Consider the following 21,133-nt stretch of genomic DNA (forward strand, 5'->3'; position numbering starts at 1 on the left):
GGCCGCGCTGCTGGCCGCGCTCGCCGCCGAGCGCGGGGACGCGCTGCTCGCCTCGGAGAAGCAGCCGCACCGGGCCGGTCTGGTGGCCCGGGCCCTGCACGGCAACCCGGGGCCGTACCAGGTCATCGCCGCCGACGGCACCCGCCCGCCGTGGCGGCCCGGCAGCTTCGACCGGGTGCTGGTGGACGTCCCCTGCACCGGCCTCGGCGCCCTGCGCCGCCGCCCCGAGGCACGCTGGCGCCGCCGCCCCGAGGACCTGGACAACTTCGCCCCGCTCCAGCGCGGCCTGCTGCGCACCGCCCTGGACTCCGTCCGCGTCGGCGGCGTCGTCGGCTACGCCACCTGCTCACCGCACCTGGCGGAGACCCGCGCGGTCGTCTCCGACGTGCTCAAGCAGCGCCCGGACACGGAACTGATCGACGCCCGCCCCCTCCTCCCCGGCGTCCCCGACCTCGGCGAGGGCCCGGACATCCAGCTCTGGCCGCACGTGCACGGCACGGACGCGATGTACCTGGCGCTGATCCGCAGAACCGGATGACGCCGGGTCCCGAACGGGGCGCGGGGAACCGCGCGACCGGCCCGCACCGGCCCGCACACGAACCCCCACCTCAAGGGACCGCCGCTACAGCCCAGCGCGGCGACATGGCAGGCTTGGGTCATGGCCGTGCAGATCAACCCCAGCATCCTGTCCGCCGACTTCGCCCGCCTCGCGGAGGAGGCCAAGGCGGTCCAAGGCGCCGACTTCCTCCATGTCGACGTCATGGACAACCACTTCGTCCCGAACCTCACGCTCGGCGTGCCGGTCGTGGAGTCCCTGGCCCGTGCGACGGACACCCCGCTGGACTGCCACCTGATGATCGAGGACCCCGACCGGTGGGCGCCCCAGTACGTCGAGGCGGGGGCGTCGTCGGTGACCTTCCACGTGGAGGCCGCCGCCGCACCGGTGCGGCTCGCCCGGGAGATCCGCGCCAAGGGCGCCCGCGCCTCCATGGCGCTCAAGCCCGCGACGCCGATCGAGCCGTTCGAGGACCTGCTGCCGGAACTCGACATGCTGCTGATCATGACGGTGGAGCCCGGCTTCGGCGGCCAGGCGTTCCTCGACATCATGCTGCCGAAGATCCGCCGCACCCGTGAACTGATCAAGAAGCACGGTCTGGAGCTGTGGCTGCAGGTCGACGGAGGGGTCTCGGCCTCGACGATCGAGCGCTGCGCGGACGCGGGAGCGGACGTGTTCGTGGCCGGCTCGGCCGTCTACGGTGCGAAGGACCCGGCGGAGGCCGTACGTGCCCTGCGCGCCCAGGCGGAGGCGGCCACCGCCAAGGCGTCCTGGGCATGCGACCACTGAGCCACGCCCAAGTGAACGGTTAAGTGAACGGCGCCCATCAGGGCAGATCAGTCGCCCCGAATCTGCAAGGATGAACGGCGAATCCAGAGTGTGAACAGCAGTGAGGAGATCGCCGTGTCGGGTATGTCGGCGGGCCGGTCAGCCATGCGGATGGGACCCGCTGAGCTGGTGCAGGCGGCGGCCATGGCCCGCCGCTTCTACCTCGAGGGAAAGTCCAAGATCCAGATCGCGGAGGAGTTCGGCGTCAGCCGCTTCAAGGTGGCCCGGGTACTGGAGACTGCCCTCGAAAGGGACCTCGTACGCATCGAGATCCGCGTGCCGGCCGAACTGGACGCCGAGCGCTCCGACGCGCTCCGCGCCCGCTACGGCCTGAGGCACGCCGTCGTGGTCGAGTCCCCGGCCGATGCCGAGGAGACCCCCGATCCCGAGAACCTCGGCGAGGTCGCCGCCGACCTGCTCGGCGAACTCGTCAACGAGGGGGACGTGCTGGGGCTGGCCTGGGGCCGGTCCACCATCCACATGGCGGCGGCGCTCGACCGGCTGCCGCCGTGCACGGTGGTGCAGCTGACGGGCGTGTACGACGCCGGGACCGCCGAGCGCGGCTCGGTGGAGGCCGTCCGCCGGGCCGCCCAGGTCTCCGGCGGCGACGCGCACCCCATCTACGCGCCGATGCTGCTGCCGGACGCGGCCACCGCGGCGGCGCTGCGCCACCAGACCGGGATCGCGCGGGCCTTCGAGTACTTCGACAAGGTCACGGTCGCCTGTGTCTCCATCGGTTCCTGGGAGCCGGGCATCTCGACGGTGCACGACATGCTCAGCGACGAGGAGCGCGCCCACTACGCCTCGCTCGGGGTCGCCGCCGAGATGTCGGCGCACCTCTTCGACGCCGAGGGGCGCCGGGTCGGACGGGACCTGGGGGAGCGGTGCATCACGGTCAAGGCCGACCAGCTGCGCCGTATCCCGGAGGTCGTGGCCATCGCGGGCGGGCAGCGCAAGGCCGCCGCGATCGACGCGGTGCTGCGCTCCGGGCTGGTCACCAGCCTGGTGACGGACACCTCGGCCGCCGACTACCTGATGACGGCGGGCCCGACCCCGAAGCCGGCGCTCAGCCGTCAGGACCCCGACGGGATCTGAGGGCCGGCCGCCGGGACCTTCGGCGGACTCCGACCGGGTCCGGCGGCGTCCGGTAGCGGGTCGCGGCGGGGCCGTCGCGGGACGGCCGTGGCAGCATCGTCCGCATGCTGCCACGGTTCGTCCCCCGTGCTCTCGCCGGGCTGCTGGTCTGTCTCGCCGTCCTCCTGGCCGGGTGCTCCGGCGCCACCGGCCCCGCCTCCCCGGCGTCACCCGCGTCACCGGCCCGGACGCGGGGCATGGCGACCGTCCCGGAGTCCCGGCTCCCGGCCGAGGCCCGCAGGACGCTCGCCCTCATCGACAAGGGCGGCCCCTTCCCGTACGCCAAGGACGGGACCGTCTTCGGGAACTTCGAGGGACGGCTGCCGAAGCACCGGCGCGGCTACTACCACGAGTACACCGTGCCGACCCCGGGCTCGCACGACCGCGGCCCCCGGCGCATCGTCACCGGGCAGGGCGGGGAGTTCTACTACACCGATGACCACTACGAGTCGTTCCGGGCGGTACTGAGATGAGCGAAGACCTGACCGGCCGCCTGGTGGTCGCGCTCGACCTCGACGGCGTCACGGACAAGGCCGGCCTGATGGACCGCGCCGCCCGGGCCCTGTCCCTGCCCGACTGGTTCGGCCGCAACTGGGACGCGCTGGCCGACTCCCTGTCCGACCTGTCCGTGTGGCCGCGGGAGGCGGAGGGCAGGGGGCTCCTGGTCGTCGTACGGGGCTGGGAGGGGTACGCGAAGAAGCGCCCGCGGGAGTGGGAGACCGCCCAGGAGGTGTTCACGCACGCCATGCGCGTGACGCCGTCGCTCACCGTGGCCCTCGCCCTTGGAGGAACCTCCGAGCTGATCGGCGACGACCCTGGATGATCCGTCAGGGCATGACACGGGCACCGACATGGGACAATGAAGTACGTGCTCTTTCCCCCTGGCACACCTGTCAGGGGGTCGCCTCTGATCGACTGGGATGTGCAGCACGTGCGTTTCCTCAATGACATCCAGCCCGCGTACGACCTGACGTACGACGACGTGTTCATGGTGCCGAGCCGCTCCGCGGTCGGCTCGCGTCAGGGCGTGGACCTCGCCTCGCCGGACGGCACGGGCACCACCATCCCGCTCGTCGTCGCCAACATGACCGCCATCGCCGGCCGCCGCATGGCCGAGACGGTGGCCCGCCGGGGCGGCCTGGTGGTCATCCCGCAGGACATCCCGATCGACGTCGTCACCGACGTGATCTCCTGGGTGAAGAGCCGCCACCTGGTGCTGGACACCCCCATCGTGCTGGCCCCGCACCAGACCGTCGCCGACGCCCTCGCGCTGCTGCCCAAGCGGGCGCACAACGCCGGCGTCGTCGTGGACGACGATCACCGGCCCGTCGGTGTCGTCACCGACGCCGACCTGTCCGGCGTCGACCGCTTCACCCAGCTGGAAGTGGTCATGTCCAAGGACCTGCTCCTGCTGGACGCCGACATCGACCCGCGCGAGGCCTTCAACACCCTCGACCACCACAACCGCCGCTACGCCCCGGCCGTCGACAAGGACGGCAGGCTCGCCGGCATCCTCACCCGCAAGGGAGCTCTGCGCGCCACGCTGTACACCCCGGCCGTGGACGCGAACGGCAAGCTGCGGATCGCCGCCGCCGTCGGCATCAACGGCGACGTGGCGGGCAAGGCCAAGCAGCTGCTCGACGCGGGCGTGGACACGCTGGTCATCGACACCGCGCACGGCCACCAGGAGTCGATGATCAACGCCATCAGGGTGGTGCGCGCGCTCGACCCGCAGGTGCCGGTCGCCGCGGGCAACATCGTCTCCGCCGAGGGCGTCAAGGACCTGATCGACGCCGGCGCGGACATCATCAAGGTCGGTGTCGGGCCGGGCGCCATGTGCACCACCCGCATGATGACCGGCGTGGGCCGGCCGCAGTTCTCCGCCGTCCTGGAGTGCGCCGCCGAGGCGAAGAAGTACGGCAAGCACGTCTGGGCCGACGGCGGTGTCCGCCACCCGCGCGACGTCGCCATGGCGCTCGCCGCCGGCGCGTCCAACGTGATGGTCGGCTCCTGGTTCGCGGGCACCTACGAGTCGCCCGGCGACCTCCAGCACGACGCGGGCGGCCGCGCCTACAAGGAGTCGTTCGGCATGGCGTCCGCGCGGGCGGTGGCCAACCGCACCTCGGAGGAGTCGGCGTACGACCGCGCCCGCAAGGCGCTGTTCGAGGAGGGCATCTCCACCTCCCGCATGTTCCTCGACCCGGCCCGCCCGGGCGTCGAGGACCTGATCGACTCGATCATCGCGGGTGTGCGCTCCTCCTGCACCTACGCCGGCGCCGGCTCCCTGGAGGAGTTCGCCGAGAAGGCCATCGTCGGCATCCAGAGCGCGGCCGGCTACGCCGAGGGCAAGCCGCTGCACGCCAGCTGGAGCTGATCCGCTCCGCACCGACGGCCCCCGCCGTTCCCGCGTCCGGGAACGGCGGGGGCCGTCGGCGTTCGCGGCGCCGGGGGGAAGCCGGCCGGCACACGGGACGGGCGGGACCGGCGGGACCTGTGTGCAACGGTCGACAGGTCGCGCGCAACGATTTGTCATTCCACCCCGATGAACGCAATGATCATGCGGGGATGCGCAAGGTTGCTGCATTACGCCCGTGAAGGCCCGCCTCATAGGGTGCTGCGCTAGTACGTGGCGTGGCGGGGACCCCGCTCGGCGGGTTCCTGCCCTCGCAGGCCCCGCTGGTCCCCGCCCACGAGGGCCGGCGCTCTTGCCGGCCCGCCCCGCGATCCCCGGCAGCGATAAGGAGCCAGCGCGTGCTCGACCAAGGCGCACCCCCGCAGAACCAGACATCGGCCGCCCCCGCGTCCCCGGGCGTCGCCGCGCGCCTCCTACGTCGCAAGCCCGTGGAGCGGCTGGTCGCGGAGGGCGGCCACGGTGAGGGAGGGCAGCTGCGGCGCTCCCTCGGCCTGTGGCAACTGACCATGATCAGCATCGGTGCCACCCTCGGCACCGGCATCTTCGTCGTCCTCGGGGACGCCGTTCCCAAGGCCGGGCCCGCCGTCACCCTGGCCTTCGTCATCGCCGGCCTCACGGCGCTGTTCTCGGCCCTGTCCTACGCCGAACTGGCCGGCAGCATCCCCGTCGCCGGCTCCTCCTACTCGTATGCGTACGCAACGATGGGCGAACTGGTCGCCTGGGTCTGCGGCTGGTGTCTCGTGCTGGAGTACGGCGTCTCGGTGGCCGCCGTCGCCGTCGGCTGGGGCGAGTACCTGAACGAGCTGCTGGACGGCACCATCGGCGTCACCATCCCGGCCGCCCTGTCCTCGGCGCCGGGCGAGGGCGGCATCATCAACCTGCCGGCCCTGATCGTCGTCCTGCTGGCGATGGCGTTCCTGCTCGGTGGCGCGCGGGAGTCCGCCCGCGCGAACACGATCATGGTCTGTGTGAAGATCGCCGCGCTGGTGCTGTTCTGCGCGATCGGCGTCATGGGCTTCAAGTCCGGCAACTACGCCGACTTCATGCCGCTCGGCATGACCGGGGTCAGCGCCGCCGGTGCCACGCTGTTCTTCTCCTACATCGGCTTCGACGCCGCCTCCACCGCCGGTGAGGAGGCGAAGGACCCCAAGCGGGACCTGCCCCGGGCGATCATGCTGTCGCTGATCATCGTGACCGCGCTGTACGTGCTGGTCGCGGCCGTCGCCGTGGGCGCCTGGAACTGGAAGAAGTTCGACGGCTCCGAGGCCACCCTCGCCGGGATCATGAACGACGTCAGCGGTCAGACGTTCTGGGGCACGCTGCTCGCGCTCGGCGCGGTCATCTCCATCGCGAGCGTGGTGCTCACCGTCCTCTACGGCCAGACCCGCATCCTGTTCGCGATGGCCCGCGACGGCCTGGTGCCGAAGGCGCTCGGCAGGATCCACGCCAAGACCGGCGCGCCGCGCCTCAACACGGTGATCGTGTCCCTCTTCTGCGGTGCGCTCGCCGCCCTCATCCCGCTGGGCAAGCTCGTCGACGCCACCAGCATCGGCACGCTGTTCGCGTTCGGTCTGGTCAACATCGCGGTGATCGTGCTGCGGGTCAAGCGGCCGGAGCTGGAGCGCACGTTCAAGGTGCCGTTCGGCCCGGTCCTGCCGGTGCTGGGCTTCCTGTTCTGCGCGTACAACATGTTCAGCCTCGACACCGTCACCTGGGTGGTCTTCGGATGCTGGATGGCCGCCGGGCTCGTGTTCTACTTCCTCTACGGCTATCGCCGTTCCCGTCTCGCGGCCGACGGCGCTCTCGCGGTGACGGCAGAGAAGTGACCGGACCGAAGAAGTGAACCACCCCCTGTGCTGAACGATCTCGACGAACGCATCGTGCACGCCCTCGCCGAGGACGCCCGCCGCTCCTACGCGGACATCGGGCAGATGGTCGGCCTGTCCGCGCCCGCGGTGAAGCGGCGCGTGGACCGGCTGCGGGCCACCGGAGCCATCACCGGATTCACCGTGCGGGTGGATCCGGCGGCGCTCGGCTGGGAGACCGAGGGATTCATCGAGATCTACTGCCGGCGCAACACCTCGCCGGAGACGATCCAGCGGGGCCTCGAGCGGTACCAGGAGGTCGCGTCCGCATCCACGGTCACCGGGGACGCGGACGCGATCGCGCAGGTCTTCGCGTCCGACATGCGTCACTTCGAGCGGGTGCTGGAGCGGATCGCCGGGGAGCCGTTCGTGGAGCGGACCAAGTCCGTCCTGGTGCTGTCGCCCCTGCTGCGCAGGTTCTCCTCGGGGGCGCCGGGCTAGAGGCGGACCCCGTCGCGGGGCGCGCCCCCGTCGCGGGGCGCGCGGTCGGGTGCCGGGTGCGGTCACCTCGGGCGGCTTCCTCCGGGGCCCGTGTCGTTGCTGCGGCAGCGTGTGGTGCCGGGGTGGAGGCGGACCCGCCCGGTGCCGGTACGCCGTGGTACCTCGCGCGGTTCCCCGCGCCCCTAGGGGGGCGCCTCCGCCGTCCTTGCGCAGCCCCTCCTTGCAAAAGCGGTGTGCCCACGGCAGGTTGGGCGCGCGGTGCCGCGCCCTCGGCGATAGCCGGCTCGGTCTTCCCGGGGCGTTCGGCCGGGCCTCGGGCGCTGCCCCTGCGGGTGCCGGGCGGCCCGCCACCCCGCGTGTGCGGAGCCGTCCACCCGGAACCGCTCCCCCCGGCGCGCAACGAATCGCCGTCTGGGCCCCGCTCGACGCAACGAACCGCGCACCGGCGCGCAACGGCTCCTTCTTGTCCGGCCGAGCGCGCCGAACGTACCTTCTTTCTGACCCCCCAAACCACCCGTTCCGGTGAGGATGACGCATGCGCACCGCCCTGCTCCAGAGCTCCGGCCGTCCCGGCTCGGTCGCCGAGAACCTCAAGGTCCTCGACGAGGCCGCGGGCCGGGCCGCCGCCGCGGGCGCCGGGCTGCTGGCCGCGCCGGAGATGTTCCTCACCGGGTACGCGATCGGCGACGACATCGCCCGCCTCGCCGAGCCCGCCGACGGAGACTCCGCCGACGCGATCGCCGAGATCGCCACCCGGCACGGCCTCGCCCTCGCCTACGGCTACCCCGAGCGCGACGGCGACGCCGTCTTCAACTCCGCCCAGTTGATCTCCGCCGACGGCACCCGGCTCGCGAACTACCGCAAGACCCACCTCTTCGGCTGCTTCGAGCGCGACCACTTCACGCCGGGCGGGCGGCAGGTCGTCCAGGCCGAGCTGAACGGCCTCACCGTGGGCCTGCTGATCTGCTACGACGTCGAGTTCCCGGAGAACGTCCGCGCCCACGCCCTGGCCGGCACCGACCTCCTGGTCGTGCCGACCGCGCAGATGCACCCCTTCCAGTTCGTCGCCGAGTCGATGATCCCGGTGCGCGCCTTCGAGAACCAGATGTACGTCGCCTACGTCAACCGGGTCGGCCAGGAAGGCGAGTTCGAGTTCGTCGGCCTCTCCGTCCTCGCGGGACCCGACGGCGTCGCTCGCACCCGGGCCGGCCGCGCCGAGCAGCTGGTGCTCGCCGACGCCGACCCCGCCTTCCTGGCCGCCTCCCGCGAGCACAACCCGTACCTGAGGGACCGCCGCCCCGGTCTGTACGGGTCCCTCGTCTGACACCCCAGCCTTCCCCGAACCACCCCGTGCAAGGAGTCCGTACCCCATGACGTCCACGGTGCCCAACGCCGTCGAGCACACCGACGAGCAGCAGCCGCCGATCACCATGTTCGGCCCGGACTTCCCCTACGCCTACGACGACTTCCTCGCCCACCCGGCGGGCCTCGGCCAGATCCCGGCGACCGAGCACGGCACCGAGGTCGCGATCATCGGCGGCGGCCTGTCCGGCATCGTGGCCGCCTACGAGCTGATGAAGATGGGTCTCAAGCCCGTCGTCTACGAGGCCGACCAGATCGGCGGCCGGCTCCGCACGGTCGGTTTCGAGGGCTGCGACGACTCGCTGACCGCCGAGATGGGCGCGATGCGCTTCCCGCCGTCCTCCACCGCGCTCCAGCACTACATCGACCTGGTCGGCCTGGAGACCAAGCCGTTCCCGAACCCGCTGGCCGAGGCGACCCCGTCGACCGTGGTCGACCTCAAGGGCGAGTCGCACTACGCCGAGACGATCGACGACCTGCCCCAGGTGTACCGGGACGTCGCCGAGGCCTGGAACAGGTGCCTGGAGGAGGGCGCCGACTTCTCCGACATGAACCGCGCGATGCGCGAGCGGGACGTCCCGCGCATCCGCGAGATCTGGGCCAAGCTGGTCGAGAAGCTGGACAACCAGACCTTCTACGGCTTCCTCTGCGACTCCGAGGCCTTCAAGTCCTTCCGGCACCGCGAGATCTTCGGCCAGGTCGGCTTCGGCACCGGCGGCTGGGACACCGACTTCCCGAACTCCATCCTGGAGATCCTCCGCGTCGTCTACACCGAGGCCGACGACCACCACCGCGGCATCGTCGGCGGCTCCCAGCAGCTCCCGCTGCGCCTGTGGGAGCGCGAGCCGGAGAAGATCGTCCACTGGCCGTACGGCACCTCGCTCGCCACGCTGCACGAGGGCGGCAAGCCGCTGCCCGCCGTGACCCGGCTGCACCGCACCGCCGGCAACCGGATCACCGTGACGGACGCGAACGGCGACATCCGCACCTACCGGGCGGCGATCTTCACCGCCCAGTCCTGGATGCTGCTGTCCAAGATCCAGTGCGACGACTCGCTGTTCCCGATCGACCACTGGACCGCGATCGAGCGCACGCACTACATGGAGTCGTCGAAGCTCTTCGTGCCGGTCGACCGGCCGTTCTGGCTGGACAAGGCCGTCGACGACAGGGGAAATCCGACCGGGCGGGACGTCATGTCGATGACGCTCACCGACCGCATGACGCGCGGCACCTACCTGCTGGACGACGGCCCGGACAAGCCCGCCGTGATCTGCCTGTCGTACACCTGGTGCGACGACAGCCTGAAGTGGCTGCCGCTGTCCGCGAACGAGCGGATGGAGGTCATGCTGAAGTCGCTCGGCGAGATCTACCCGAAGGTCGACATCCGGAAGCACATCATCGGCAACCCGGTGACCGTCTCCTGGGAGAACGAGCCCTACTTCATGGGCGCGTTCAAGGCCAACCTGCCCGGCCACTACCGCTACCAGCGGCGCCTGTTCACGCACTTCATGCAGGACCGGCTGCCCGAGGACAAGCGAGGCATCTTCCTCGCCGGCGACGACATCTCGTGGACGGCCGGCTGGGCCGAGGGCGCCGTGCAGACCGCGCTCAACGCGGTCTGGGGTGTCATGCACCACTTCGGCGGCGAGACCGACGCGGCGAACCCGGGCCCGGGTGACGTCTACGACGAGATCGCTCCGGTGGAGCTTCCCGAGGACTGAGCCGGGAGACGGACCAAGGCGCGGGCGGCGGAGCACGGAACTCCGGCCGCCCGCGCCTTTTCCATCCCCTGAGGTCTCAGTCGGCCAGCGGCGTCAGCAGCATCCGGCCCGCGAACCCCACCGCCGCGTCCAGCCGTTCGGTGAACTCCTCGGCCACGTCGGCGCAGTCGCGCAGCACCCACAGGGCGCGGGCCGCCGCCCAGGTCGCGTCCCGGGCCCGCTCCAGGCTCCAGGAGCCCAGCAGATGGGTGAGCGGGTCGGCGATCTGCAACAGGTCGGGGCCCGGCATCAGGTCCTCGCGGATGCGCTCCTCCAGCGACACCAGGAGGTCGCCCACGCGGTCGAACTCGTCCTCCAGGTCGGCCGGTTCGCAGTCCAGGGTCCGGCAGGCGTCGACCACGGCCAGGGCGAGGTCGTGCCCGATGTGCGCGTTGATGCCCGCCAACGCGAACTGGAGCGGGCGCACCCCCGGGTGGCGGCGGAACTGGAACAGGGGCCGCCAGCAGGCGGGCGGGCGGCGGTCCGCGGCGGCCGCGTCCACCGCGGCGAGATAGCGCTCGGCGAACCGGACGTCCAGCGCCGCAGCGGCGCGCGGGTCCGGGAACTCCCCGGCGTCCAGGCGCCGGTCGATCTCCTCGGTGACGGCGAGGTAGACCCGGTTGAACACGGCGACACCGTCCCGTGGGGGCAGGGCCGCGTCCATTGCGCGCATCCGTGCGACGACGGCGTCGACGGGGGCGGTGAGGTGTTGCAGCTGCACCATGGGGGAAGGGTCCCAGCCCGGGGCCGGCCGGCGGGCCGACCGGCCCGGTGCTTCGCCGGAACGGGGGAACGCCGGACTACGACTCGGCGCGCGGCGCCGCCGAGTCCGCGCCCGCCTCCGGGTCGTAGGAGGACGTGCCCTCGTCCAGCAGGGGCTCCTGCTGCTTCAGGTGGGCCGGGGCGAAGGCGCGCAGCGCGTGGTAGCCGGTGATGACGACCAGCGTGCCGAGGGCGATGCCGCTGAGCGAGAAGGTGTCGGTGAACTTCATGGTGACGTTGCCGACGCCGATGATGATGCCCGCGGCGGCCGGGACCAGGTTCAGCGGGTTGCGCAGGTCCACCTTGGCGTGCAGCCAGATCTGGGCGCCGAGCAGGCCGATCATGCCGTAGAGGATGACGGTGATGCCGCCGAGCACCCCGCCCGGGATCGCGGCGACGACCGCGCCGAACTTGGGGCAGACGCCGAAGAGCAGCGCGAAGCCGGCGGCGGCCCAGTAGGCGGCGGTGGAGTAGACGCGGGTCGCGGCCATCACGCCGATGTTCTCGGAGTAGGTGGTGTTGGGCGGGCCGCCGACGGCCGTCGACAGCACGGAGGCGACGCCGTCCGCCGAGATCGCCGTACCGAGCTTGTCGTCCAGCGGGTCGCCGGTCATCTCGCCGACCGCCTTGACGTGGCCCGCGTTCTCCGCGACCAGCGCGATGACGACCGGCAGCGCGACCAGGACGGCCGACCACTGGAACGTCGGGCCGTGGAAGGACGGCAGGCCGATCCAGTCGGCCTTGGACACGCCGGAGAGGTCGAGCCGCCAGTGGTCGGTGAGCCTGCCGCTCGCGTCCACCGAGTGGATCTTGCCGAAGAGCCGGTCGGACGCCCAGGAGAGGGCGTAGCCGAACACCAGGCCCAGGAAGATGGCGACGCGGGACCAGAAACCGCGCAGACAGACCACGGCCAGACCGGTGAAGAGCATCACCAGCAGGGCCGTCCACTGGTCCTGCGGCCAGTAGGTGGACGCGGTCACGGGGGCCAGATTGAAGCCGATCAGCATGACGACGGCGCCGGTGACGATGGGCGGCATGGCGGCGTGGATGATGCGCGCGCCGAAGCGCTGCACCGCGAGGCCGACCAGGAACAGCACGGCACCGACGACGAGGACGGCGCCGGTCACGGTCGCGCTCGTACCGCCCTGGGCGCGGATGACGGCGGCCACGCCCACGAAGGACAGGGAGCAGCCGAGGTAGCTCGGCACCCGGCCCCGGGTGGCGAGCAGGAAGATCATGGTCGCCACGCCCGACATCATGATCGCCAGGTTGGGGTCCAGGCCCATGAGCACGGGGGCCACGAAGGAGGCGCCGAACATGGCGACCACGTGCTGGGCGCCCAGGCCCACGGTGCGGGGCCAGGACAGCCGTTCGTCGGGGCGTACCACCGCTCCGGGCGCGGGCGTGCGCCCGTCACCGTGCAGCTTCCAGCGCACGCCGAGATCCATGAGGGGTTTCGCTTTCTCTGTACGTGAAGAGGGTCCGCACCATTGTCAGGGGTACCTGGCGGCTCTACGCTCGCACGGTCTTACTCATGAACTCGGTTCACATACCTGATCGACGTCTGAGCGTGCCGAGCGAAGATCGGAGTGCCTGAATGAGTGGAAGACCCCGTGCGGTCGCTCTCCTCGCCGCCCTGGTGGCCTTCGGAGCCCTGCTCGTCCCCGCCGCACACGCGGCACCGGCCCCGTCCGCGGCGGCCCCGCGGACCGCGGTCCTCGACGGAGTCCGCCTCCGGCAGACCCGGGCCCGCCTGCCCCACGACCCCCGGCTCCGGCGTGCCCTCGCGGACCTGACCGCGCGCGCCGACGCCTGGCTGGACCAGGGTCCCTGGACGGTCGTCGACAAGCCGAGGCCCGCCCCCGGCGGCGACGTCCACGACTACCTGAGCCAGGCCCCCTACTGGTGGCCCACGACCGCCCCCACCGCCGACAACCCCTGGGGCTGCCCCTACGTCCAGCGCGACGGGCAGCGCAATCCGGAGGTCGACAGCGGGACCGACCGGCAGGACGCGGAGAAGGTCTTCGACGCGACGTACGACCTCTCCCTCGCCTGGTACTACACCGGAAGGCGGAGCTACGCCGAGAAGGCCGGGCAGATCCTGCGCACCTGGTTCCTCGACCCGGCCACCCGGATGAACCCCGAGCTCGACCACGCCCAGTTCATCCCGTGCAAGTACGACGGCCGGGCCATCGGCATCATCGACTTCTCGCAGTCCTACACCAGCGTCCTGGACGCACAGGCGATCCTCGCCACCGGCGCACCCGGCTGGACGGCCGCCGACCGCACCGCGATGACCCGCTGGAACCAGGACTTCCGCGACTGGCTGGAGCACAGCGACTTCGGCCGGCAGGAGGGCGCCGCCGCCAACAACCACGGCACCTTCTACGACCTGCAGCTCGCCGCCCTCGCCTACGCCACCGGCGACACCGCGCTCGCCCGGCGCACCGTGCTGGAAGCGCGCGCGAAGCGCATCGACCCGCAGATCGCGGCCGACGGCAGCCAGCCCCAGGAGCTGACCCGCACCCGCAGCTGGCACTACTCGACCTTCGACCTGGTCGCCTACACCCGGCTCGCGGCCATCGGCCGGCACGTCGGGGTGAACCTGTGGGGCTACGCGGGACCGGAGGGACAAGGCCTGTTCAAGGCGGTCGACTACCTGCTGCCCGCCGCGACCGGCGCCGCCGCCTGGCCGCACCCGGAGCTGGAGTTCCACCGCTACGCGGCGACCGACGTCGTGCACGCGGCGGCCGACGCGGGTGACCCGCTGGCCGAGGCGGCCGTACCGAAGCTTCAGGCGCCGCCCGGGGGAGACCTCTGGGCGCTGCGTCCCGCCGCCGAGCAGCTGGACTCGATCGCGGGCTGACCCCGGTTGACCTGGGGGTTCCGGGCCAGGGCTCCTGAGCGGTCGCTTAGTATGGGGGCGTACGAGGGTGCCGCCACCCCCACAGCGTCTGCTCAGGAGCCCTGCCCGTGACCGTCGAAGCGACCGCCCCCGCCGTCTCCTACGGCCGGCTGATCCCCGTCACCGTCCACTTCGACGACCTCGACGCGCTCGGGCTGCTGCACAACGCCCGCTACCCGCTGATGGTCGAGCGCGCCTGGACCGAGCTGTGGAACGAGCACGGAGTCCGCTTCGACGGCGACTGGGCGGCGGCCGGCGACGCCTGCAACGCCGTACGGGAGCTGCGCATCGGCTACGAGGCGCCGGTCACCCGCCCCGGCACCTACGCCGTCCACCTGTGGCTGGAACGGCTCGGCACCACCGGTCTCACCTACGGCTTCCGGTTCTGCTCGGCCGACGGGACCGAGACCTACGCCCGGGGCACCCGGGTGCTGGTCCGGCTGGACGCGGCCACCCTGCGCCCCGCGCCCTGGAGCGAGACCTTCAGGGCCGTGGGTCGGGAACTGCTGCGGCCCGCCGGCTGACCTCGCCGCCGCCGCGCTCGGCGGTGCGCAGCACCCCCGCGAACGCCGCGAGTCCGCACGCCAGCGCCGTCACCACCACGAAGGACACCATCAGGCTGGTCGCCTGGGCCACCCCGCCGATCAGGCTCGGCGCGATCAGCCCCGACGTGTAGGTGATGGTCGCCACGCCCGCGATGGCCTGGCTGGGGTTCGGTCCCGCGTGCCCGGCCGCCGCGAAGCACAGCGGCACGACCACCGCGATGCCGAGCCCCATCAGCGCGAACCCGGTCATCGCCACCACCGGATGCCCGGCGAGCACGATCAGCAGCCCGCCCAGCCCGGCCAGGACACCGCCGGCCCGTACCGTACGGACCGCGCCGAAACGGTTCACCACCGCGTCCCCGGCGATCCGCGCCACTGCCATGGTCAGCATGAACCCGGTCGTGGAGGCCGCCGCCAGCCCCGCCGAACTGTCCAGCCGGTCCCGCAGGAACACGGCCGACCAGTCCAGGCTCGCCCCCTCCGCGAACACCGCGCAGAAGCCGACCGCGCCGATCAGCAGCGCGGAGCGCGGCGGCAGCGCGAACCGCGGCGGCGGCTCCTCGTCCTCGGCGGGCTGGAGGTCCAGCACCCAGCCGCAGGCCACCAGGCCGAGCAGGGTCAGGACGGCCGACGCCAGGGCGAAGTGCACGCGCGCGTCCGCGCCGAGATGCGCGGCGAGGGTGCCGGCCGCCGAGCCGATCAGAGCGCCCGCGCTCCACATGCCGTGCAGCCCCGACATGATCGACTTTCCGAGCCGCCGCTCGACCTCCACGCCGAGCGCGTTCATCGCGACATCGGCCATGCCCGCGCTCGCGCCGTAGACGAACATCGCCAGGCACAGGGTGACCAGGTTCGGCGCGATCGACGGCAGGATCAGGGACAGCGTCCACAGCGCGAGCAGGCCGCGCAGGGCCGTACGGCTGCCGAAGCGATGGGTGATCCCGCCCGCCAGCGGCATCGCGCACGAGGCGCCGAGCGCCGTGAAGGCCAGTGCGAACCCCAACTGGCCGGCGCCGAGCGAGGTGTGGTCCTGGACCCACGGCACGCGCGTCGCGAACGAGCCGGTCACGGCGCCGTGCACCGCGAAGACGGCCGCCACGGCGTACCGGGCGCGCCTGATCTCGTCGCCCGCACGCGTCACGTCACTCATGATCCTGCCCCTCCCCGGGAGTGCCCGGCCGGTCGGCGCCGCTCCGCTGCAACGGGCCGTAAACTATCAGGAACCCTGCCTGATAGATAGCGGATACACCGACCGGCCCGGCCACGGCCCATCTGGGAGGATTCCCGTCATGCCCGCATCACCCAGCACCGCCCGGGCCATCAACGACCGGCTGGCCCTGCGGCTGCTGCAGCAGGAAGGCCCGCTGACGGCAGGGCAGTTGAAGCAGCTGACCGGCCTCTCGCGGCCCACCGTCGCCGACCTGGTCGACCGGCTCACGGCCTCCGGGCTGATCACGGTGGTCGGGGAGTCCGGCGCACAGCGCCGGGGCCCCAACGCCCGGCTCTACGGCATCGTCGCCGACCGCGCCCACCTCGCCGCGCTCGACGTCCGCACCGAGGGTGTCCTCGTCCTCGTCTCCGACCTGGTCGGGCGGGTGCTCGCCGAGGCGTCCGTGCCGATCGGGGCCGACGCCGGAACCGGGCCCGCCGTGGAGCAGGCGGTGGCGGCGGTGGAGAGCGCCGCGAAGGAGGCCGGGGCCGACCGGTTGCACACCGTCGGCATCGGTGCGCCGGGCCTGATCGACCCGGCCACCGGAGACCTCCGCGACTCGGCCGGGCTGCCCGCCTGGCACCGCAGCCTGGCCGCCACCCTCCAGGACCGGCTGCCCGGCGCCCGGATCACCGTCGAGAACGAGACGAACCTGGCCGCCCTGGCCGAACAGCGCGAGGGCGCCGCACGGGACCGGGACACCTTCGTCCTGCTCTGGCTCGGCCACGGCGTCGGCGCCGCGGTCGTCCTGGACGGCACCCTCCGCCGCGGGGCCTCCGGCGGCACCGGCGAGATCGGCTTCCTGCCGGTCCCGGGAACGGACACGCTGCCCTCGGCGACCGACTGCGCCGGCGGCTTCCACTCCCTCACCGGCGCGTCGGCGGTCGCCGCCCTGGCGGCGGAGTGCGGCCTGCCGGCCCCCGCCGCACCGGACGGCCCCGGGGCGGCCGAGGCGGTGCGGGGGGCTGTGGCGGAGGTGGAGAGGGCGGGGGCGGAGACGCCGGCGCGGAGTGCGGTGCCGGTGCCGGTCTCGGTGCCGGTGGCCCTGCCCGGGGACCTTCCCGCCACCCGTTTCCTGCGCGTCCTCGCCGACCGGATCGCCGTCGGGGCCGCCTCCGTGGTGGCCGTTCTGGACCCCGGCTGCGTGGTGCTCGGCGGGGAGGTCGGCCAGGCCGGGGGCGCGGTGCTCGCCGGGCTGGTGGAGGAGCGGCTGCGCCGGATGTCGCCGCTGGTCACCGAGGTGCGGGCGAGCGGCCTCGGCGGGACGGCCGTACTCCGCGGCGCGCTGCTCACCGCCCGGGAGCGGGCGCAGGACGAACTGTTCGCGCCACCGGAGCGCCCGGGCGGCTGACACGCCTCCGGGGGCCCATGTCCGCCTGCCCGTCGCGGAGTTCACTCGGCGGGGTGGCGGCCCGGCGGCGGGCAAGGGCCGTCGTCACCGCCGCCGGGCCCGACCGCACCCTAAAAGGACTAGACCAGTACGGTCAATGGTCCGGACCGAGGCCAATGCCCCTTCCGTCGTGGCCGGTTGGCGAGGCCGGCCGGGGAGCGTACGAGCGGGGACACGCCCTGTGAGCGACCCCACACCCTTCACCCGCTTGGACGCGTACCCGGCGTGGCACACTGGCCCTGTACCAGAAGCAGCGCACTCCGGGGTCGGTGAAACTCCGAACCGGCGGTTACAGTCCGCGACCCGGTCGCTTCCAGCGGCCGGTTGACCAGGTGAAATTCCTGGACCGACGGTTAAAGTCCGGATGGGAGGCAGTGCGCGGCGGGCGGGCATGCGTTCTCCGTGTGCGCGCCGCCGTATTCCGGACGCGTCCGTGCGCGGGCGTGCCCCTTGCGGCGACGCCCCCGGTGCGTGCTCATCCGTACACCTCTGTCGTCATCGACAGGCCCCGGAGTCCGTGCCCGAAGAGGCAGGAGGACCCGGGAAGTGTTCACCGGAATCGTCGAAGAACTGGGTGAAGTCACCGCCGTCGAGAACCTCGGCGACTCCTCCCGCTTCCGGCTCCGCGGCCCCGTCGTGACCGAGGGCGCACGCCACGGCGACTCCATCGCCGTCAACGGGGTCTGTCTCACGGTCGTCGAGCACGAGGGCGACGAGTTCACCGCCGACGTCATGGCCGAGACCCTGAAGCGGTCCAGCCTGGGCGCGCTCACCGTCGGCTCCCGCGTCAACCTGGAGCGCCCCACCGCCGTCGGTGCCCGCCTCGGCGGACACATCGTGCAGGGACACGTGGACGGCACCGGTGAGATCCTGGCGCGCACGCCCTCCGAGCACTGGGAGATCGTGAAGATCTCCCTGCCCGCCGACCTCTCCCGCTACGTCGTGGAGAAGGGCTCCATCACCGTCGACGGCATCAGCCTCACCGTCGTGGAGGCCGGCCCCGGCCACTTCACCGTCAGCCTCATCCCGACCACCCTCGCCCTCACCACGCTCGGCGTGAAGCAGCCCGGCGACCCCGTCAACCTCGAAGTCGACGTCATCGCCAAGTACGTGGAGCGTCTGCTCGCGGCCGGACAGGGGGCCGGCAAGTGAACTGGATGAACTCCGAGGCGTTCACCCTCTTCGGCCAGCACATCATCTGGTCCGACATGATCGGCAACATCCTGGGCCTCATCACCCTGGCCCTCGGCTGGCGCCGCTCCCTGTGGACCTGGCCCGTGCAGTTCCTGTCCGGCCTGGTCCTGTTCGCCGCCTTCTACGGCCACCTGACCGGCAGCGCCGGCAAGCAGGTCGTCGTCATGGCCGTCGCGCTGTACGGCTGGTGGCAGTGGCAGCGCAGCAGGGACCGGTCCGACGACGGCCACATCACCCCCCGCTTCGCCACCTGGCGGGAGCGCGCGGCCATGCTCGCCGCGGCCGCCGCCGGAACCGTCGCCGTCGCCCTGCTCTTCACGGCCTACCCCAAGCTCTCCTGGGACCCCTGGCCCGACGCCTACATCTTCGTCGGGACCATCGTCGCCATGTACGCCCAGGCCAAGGGCATGGTCGAGTTCTGGATCGCCTGGCTGCTCGTCGACCTCGTCGGCGTCCCCCTCAACTTCGCCAACGGCTACGCCTTCTCCGGCTTCGTCTACGTCATCTACGGCGCACTCGTCCTGTGGGGCATGCGCGACTGGTGGCTGCGCTCCCGCCGGGGCCCGCAGCCCGCACTGGAAGGAGCCCCGGCATGACCTCCGCACCGCTGCTGTACGGCACCGACGACACCGACATCGAGAACTTCGCCCTCGACCCCGTCGAGCAGGCCATCGCCGACATCGCGGCGGGCCGCCCGGTGGTCGTCGTGGACGACGAGGACCGGGAGAACGAGGGCGACCTCGTCATCGCCGCCGAGAAGGCGACCCCCGAGATCGTCGCCTTCATGATGAGCGAATGCCGGGGCCTGATCTGCGCCCCCATGGAGGGCGAGGAACTGGACCGGCTGCACCTGCCGCAGATGGTCCAGGACAACACCGAGTCGATGAAGACCGCGTTCACCATCTCGGTGGACGCCTCCGCCGCCCACGGCGTGAGCACCGGCATCTCGGCCGCCGACCGCGCGACGACGCTCCAGCTGCTCGCGAGCGGCACGGCGGAACCCACCGACCTCGTCCGCCCCGGCCACGTCTTCCCGCTGCGCGCCCGGTCCGGCGGCGTCCTCGTGCGCAACGGCCACACCGAGGCCGCCGTCGACCTCGCCCGGCTCGCGGGGCTCCGCCCGGCCGGAGCCATCGTGGAGATCGCAGGTGAGGACGGCCGGATGCTCCGCCTTCCCGAGCTGATCCCGTTCGCCCGCAAGCACGGCCTCACGATCATCTCCATCGCGGACCTGATCGCCTACCGCCGCAGCAGCGAGCCCACCGTCCGCCGCGAGGCCGAGACCCGCCTGCCCACCCGGCACGGCACCTTCACCGCCTACGGCTACCGGTCCACCGTCGACGGCGTCGAGCACGTCGCCCTCGTGCACGGCGAGATCGGCGACGGCGAGGACGTCCTCGTCCGCGTCCACTCCGAATGCCTCACCGGCGACGTCTTCGGCTCCCTGCGCTGCGACTGCGGCCCCCAGCTGGACACCGCCCTGGAACGCATCCAGGCCGAGGGCCGGGGCGTCGTCGTCTACCTGCGCGGACACGAGGGACGCGGCATCGGCCTGCTGTCCAAGCTGCGCGCCTACGAACTCCAGGAGCAGGGCCACGACACCCTGGACGCCAACCTGGAACTCGGCCTGCCCGCCGACGCCCGCGACTACGGCGCCGGGGCGCAGATCCTCGCCGACCTCGGCGTGCGCGGCGTCCGGCTGATGACCAACAACCCCGACAAGACCGAAGCGCTGCTGCGCCACGGCCTGAAGGTCACCGGCCGCGAGCCGATGCCCGTCCAGGCCGGCGAGCACAACCTCCGGTACCTGCGCACCAAGCGGGACCGGATGGGGCACGACCTGCCCTGGCTCGACACGCCCCCCGTGTCGGCTTCGACGGCCGCGTCCGCGGCCACCTGCGGCAACCAGTAAGCACGAAAGCACTGAGGAGAGACGTGAGCGGCAAGGGTGCACCGGAACTGTCCGTACGCAATGTGAGCGACCTGAGGGTCGCCGTCATCGCGGCGCAGTGGCACGAGCAGGTGATGGACGGTCTGGTGAACGGCGCCCTGCGCGCCCTGCGTGAGCTCGGCATCGACGAGCCGACCCTCATCCGGGTCCCCGGCAGCTTCGAGCTGCCGGTCGCCGCCAAGGTCCTCGCGGGCCGCGGCTACGACGCCGTGGTCGCCCTCGGTGTCGTCATCCGGGGCGGCACCCCCCACTTCGACTACGTGTGCCAGGGCGTCACCCAGGGCCTGACCCAGGTGTCCGTCGAGACCGGCGTCCCCGTCGGCTTCGGCGTGCTCACCTGCGACACCGAGGAGCAGGCCCTGGACCGGGCCGGCCTGGAGGGCTCGAACGAGGACAAGGGTCACGAGGCGGTGACCGCGGCGGTCGCCACCGCGGCCACGCTCCGCTCGGTATCCGAACCCTGGCACTGAGGAGTGGGGCCGACCGCGTAGGGTGGGCAGCACCATGTCCAAGAAGACGTTCGAGGAGCTCTTCACCGAGCTCCAGCAGAAGGCCGCCCACGGCGACCCCGCCACCTCCCGTACCGCTGAGCTGGTCGGCAAGGGTGTCCATGCCATCGGCAAGAAGGTCGTCGAGGAGGCCGCCGAGGTCTGGATGGCCGCGGAGTACGAGGGCAAGGAGGCGGCGGCCGAGGAGATCTCGCAGCTGCTGTACCACGTCCAGGTGATGATGGTCGCCCGCGGGATCTCCCTGGACGACGTCTACGCCCACCTCTGACCCGCCCCCGCCGCACACAGCCGTAGAAAACCCCTTCACG

Annotated in this window: 20 protein-coding genes, 1 pseudogene and 1 riboswitch; of the genes and pseudogenes, 18 read left to right on the forward strand and 3 right to left on the reverse strand. The window is 72.1% G+C overall.

The annotated features are described in order from the left end of the window. From ABZV94_RS18675 to ABZV94_RS18720, 10 genes and pseudogenes are all read left to right on the forward strand, one after another. A pseudogene (locus ABZV94_RS18675) lies at positions 1–538 on the forward strand (rRNA cytosine-C5-methyltransferase); the annotation flags it as partial. Positions 539–658: 120 nt separating this feature from the next. Continuing rightward, positions 659–1,345, forward strand: coding sequence for a ribulose-phosphate 3-epimerase (rpe, locus tag ABZV94_RS18680; protein WP_356341448.1), 687 nt, complete (start codon positions 659–661; stop codon positions 1,343–1,345). A gap of 90 nt (positions 1,346–1,435) precedes the next feature. Continuing rightward, the gene (locus tag ABZV94_RS18685) at positions 1,436–2,479 is read left to right on the forward strand and encodes a sugar-binding domain-containing protein (RefSeq protein ID WP_356341450.1); all 1,044 of its coding nucleotides are present in this window, start codon (positions 1,436–1,438) and stop codon (positions 2,477–2,479) included. 104 nt (positions 2,480–2,583) lie between these two features. Beyond that, on the forward strand, positions 2,584–2,991 hold the full coding sequence (locus ABZV94_RS18690) for a ribonuclease domain-containing protein (RefSeq protein WP_356341451.1): 408 nt from the start codon (positions 2,584–2,586) through the stop codon (positions 2,989–2,991). Next, positions 2,988–3,341 carry a barstar family protein gene (locus ABZV94_RS18695; RefSeq protein ID WP_356341452.1) on the forward strand — a complete coding sequence of 118 codons (354 nt, stop codon included), beginning with the start codon at positions 2,988–2,990 and terminating at the stop codon, positions 3,339–3,341. The genes ABZV94_RS18690 and ABZV94_RS18695 overlap by 4 nt, the downstream gene beginning before the upstream one ends. A 108-nt stretch (positions 3,342–3,449) precedes the next feature. Further along, positions 3,450–4,892, forward strand: coding sequence for a GuaB1 family IMP dehydrogenase-related protein (locus ABZV94_RS18700; RefSeq protein WP_356341453.1), 1,443 nt, complete (start codon positions 3,450–3,452; stop codon positions 4,890–4,892). A gap of 377 nt (positions 4,893–5,269) precedes the next feature. After that, positions 5,270–6,757: an amino acid permease gene (locus ABZV94_RS18705; protein ID WP_356341454.1), complete on the forward strand. Its 1,488-nt coding sequence runs from the start codon at positions 5,270–5,272 to the stop codon at positions 6,755–6,757. A 27-nt stretch (positions 6,758–6,784) separates the two neighbouring features. Then, positions 6,785–7,237 (forward strand): Lrp/AsnC family transcriptional regulator, encoded by a 453-nt coding sequence (locus ABZV94_RS18710; protein ID WP_356341456.1) that lies wholly within the window; start codon positions 6,785–6,787, stop codon positions 7,235–7,237. 535 nt (positions 7,238–7,772) lie between these two features. Further along, positions 7,773–8,561, forward strand: coding sequence for a carbon-nitrogen hydrolase family protein (locus ABZV94_RS18715; RefSeq protein WP_356341457.1), 789 nt, complete (start codon positions 7,773–7,775; stop codon positions 8,559–8,561). 46 nt (positions 8,562–8,607) lie between these two features. Continuing rightward, positions 8,608–10,320 carry an NAD(P)/FAD-dependent oxidoreductase gene (locus tag ABZV94_RS18720; protein WP_356341458.1) on the forward strand — a complete coding sequence of 571 codons (1,713 nt, stop codon included), beginning with the start codon at positions 8,608–8,610 and terminating at the stop codon, positions 10,318–10,320. A 76-nt stretch (positions 10,321–10,396) separates the two neighbouring features. Here the strand turns inward: ABZV94_RS18720 and ABZV94_RS18725 are convergent, their stop codons facing one another. Further along, on the reverse strand, positions 10,397–11,083 hold the full coding sequence (locus ABZV94_RS18725; protein ID WP_356341459.1) for a DUF5995 family protein: 687 nt from the start codon (positions 11,081–11,083) through the stop codon (positions 10,397–10,399). Positions 11,084–11,159: 76 nt separating this feature from the next. After that, complete coding sequence (locus ABZV94_RS18730; protein ID WP_356341460.1) at positions 11,160–12,569, reverse strand: solute carrier family 23 protein; 1,410 nt, start codon at positions 12,567–12,569, stop codon at positions 11,160–11,162. Between the two features lie 149 nt (positions 12,570–12,718). Here ABZV94_RS18730 and ABZV94_RS18735 point away from each other — a divergent pair, with 149 nt between their 5' ends. Continuing rightward, the gene (locus tag ABZV94_RS18735; RefSeq protein ID WP_356341462.1) at positions 12,719–13,987 is read left to right on the forward strand and encodes an alginate lyase family protein; all 1,269 of its coding nucleotides are present in this window, start codon (positions 12,719–12,721) and stop codon (positions 13,985–13,987) included. A 107-nt stretch (positions 13,988–14,094) separates the two neighbouring features. Then, positions 14,095–14,550: a thioesterase family protein gene (locus tag ABZV94_RS18740; protein WP_356341463.1), complete on the forward strand. Its 456-nt coding sequence runs from the start codon at positions 14,095–14,097 to the stop codon at positions 14,548–14,550. Here ABZV94_RS18740 and ABZV94_RS18745 read toward each other — a convergent pair. Beyond that, complete coding sequence (locus tag ABZV94_RS18745; protein WP_356341464.1) at positions 14,510–15,721, reverse strand: MFS transporter; 1,212 nt, start codon at positions 15,719–15,721, stop codon at positions 14,510–14,512. The two genes, ABZV94_RS18740 and ABZV94_RS18745, sit on opposite strands and share 41 nt — an antisense overlap. 139 nt (positions 15,722–15,860) lie before the next feature. Between ABZV94_RS18745 and ABZV94_RS18750 the strand changes: the two genes are divergently transcribed. The 6 genes from ABZV94_RS18750 (at position 15,861) to ABZV94_RS18775 (ending at position 21,093) form a co-directional block, all read left to right on the forward strand. Continuing rightward, positions 15,861–17,132: an ROK family transcriptional regulator gene (locus ABZV94_RS18750; RefSeq protein WP_356341465.1), complete on the forward strand. Its 1,272-nt coding sequence runs from the start codon at positions 15,861–15,863 to the stop codon at positions 17,130–17,132. Between the two features lie 290 nt (positions 17,133–17,422). Further along, a riboswitch (FMN riboswitch) is annotated at positions 17,423–17,553 on the forward strand. Positions 17,554–17,717: 164 nt separating this feature from the next. Continuing rightward, entirely contained in the window at positions 17,718–18,323 is a 606-nt protein-coding gene (locus tag ABZV94_RS18755; protein ID WP_356341466.1) for a riboflavin synthase, read from the forward strand. Further along, complete coding sequence (locus tag ABZV94_RS18760) at positions 18,320–18,961, forward strand: nicotinamide mononucleotide transporter family protein (protein ID WP_356341468.1); 642 nt, start codon at positions 18,320–18,322, stop codon at positions 18,959–18,961. Before ABZV94_RS18755 ends, ABZV94_RS18760 begins: the two co-directional genes overlap by 4 nt. Then, positions 18,958–20,277, forward strand: coding sequence for a bifunctional 3,4-dihydroxy-2-butanone-4-phosphate synthase/GTP cyclohydrolase II (locus tag ABZV94_RS18765; RefSeq protein ID WP_356341469.1), 1,320 nt, complete (start codon positions 18,958–18,960; stop codon positions 20,275–20,277). Before ABZV94_RS18760 ends, ABZV94_RS18765 begins: the two co-directional genes overlap by 4 nt. Positions 20,278–20,300: 23 nt before the next feature. After that, a complete protein-coding gene (ribH, locus tag ABZV94_RS18770) occupies positions 20,301–20,786 on the forward strand; it encodes a 6,7-dimethyl-8-ribityllumazine synthase (protein ID WP_030644798.1) in 486 nt (161 codons plus the stop codon). Positions 20,787–20,820: 34 nt separating this feature from the next. After that, complete coding sequence (locus ABZV94_RS18775; protein WP_023552153.1) at positions 20,821–21,093, forward strand: phosphoribosyl-ATP diphosphatase; 273 nt, start codon at positions 20,821–20,823, stop codon at positions 21,091–21,093. Positions 21,094–21,133 lie beyond the last annotated feature (40 nt).

Origin of the sequence: Streptomyces sp. NPDC004658, from assembly GCF_040609555.1 — a bacterium.
GTDB lineage: Bacteria > Actinomycetota > Actinomycetes > Streptomycetales > Streptomycetaceae > Streptomyces.

What these genes read in the sequence shown, in the direction of transcription:
- rpe (WP_356341448.1), top strand. Translation starts at nt 659, where the DNA reads ATGGCCGTGCAGATCAACCCCAGCATCCTGTCCGCCGACTTCGCCCGC.
- ABZV94_RS18765 (WP_356341469.1), top strand. Translation starts at nt 18,958, where the DNA reads ATGACCTCCGCACCGCTGCTGTACGGCACCGACGACACCGACATCGAG.
- ABZV94_RS18735 (WP_356341462.1), top strand. Translation starts at nt 12,719, where the DNA reads ATGAGTGGAAGACCCCGTGCGGTCGCTCTCCTCGCCGCCCTGGTGGCC.
- ABZV94_RS18720 (WP_356341458.1), top strand. Translation starts at nt 8,608, where the DNA reads ATGACGTCCACGGTGCCCAACGCCGTCGAGCACACCGACGAGCAGCAG.
- ABZV94_RS18715 (WP_356341457.1), top strand. Translation starts at nt 7,773, where the DNA reads ATGCGCACCGCCCTGCTCCAGAGCTCCGGCCGTCCCGGCTCGGTCGCC.
- ABZV94_RS18730 (WP_356341460.1), bottom strand. Translation starts at nt 12,569, where the DNA reads ATGGATCTCGGCGTGCGCTGGAAGCTGCACGGTGACGGGCGCACGCCC.
- ABZV94_RS18745 (WP_356341464.1), bottom strand. Translation starts at nt 15,721, where the DNA reads ATGAGTGACGTGACGCGTGCGGGCGACGAGATCAGGCGCGCCCGGTAC.
- ABZV94_RS18695 (WP_356341452.1), top strand. Translation starts at nt 2,988, where the DNA reads ATGAGCGAAGACCTGACCGGCCGCCTGGTGGTCGCGCTCGACCTCGAC.
- ABZV94_RS18690 (WP_356341451.1), top strand. Translation starts at nt 2,584, where the DNA reads ATGCTGCCACGGTTCGTCCCCCGTGCTCTCGCCGGGCTGCTGGTCTGT.
- ABZV94_RS18775 (WP_023552153.1), top strand. Translation starts at nt 20,821, where the DNA reads ATGTCCAAGAAGACGTTCGAGGAGCTCTTCACCGAGCTCCAGCAGAAG.
- ABZV94_RS18725 (WP_356341459.1), bottom strand. Translation starts at nt 11,083, where the DNA reads ATGGTGCAGCTGCAACACCTCACCGCCCCCGTCGACGCCGTCGTCGCA.
- ABZV94_RS18750 (WP_356341465.1), top strand. Translation starts at nt 15,861, where the DNA reads ATGCCCGCATCACCCAGCACCGCCCGGGCCATCAACGACCGGCTGGCC.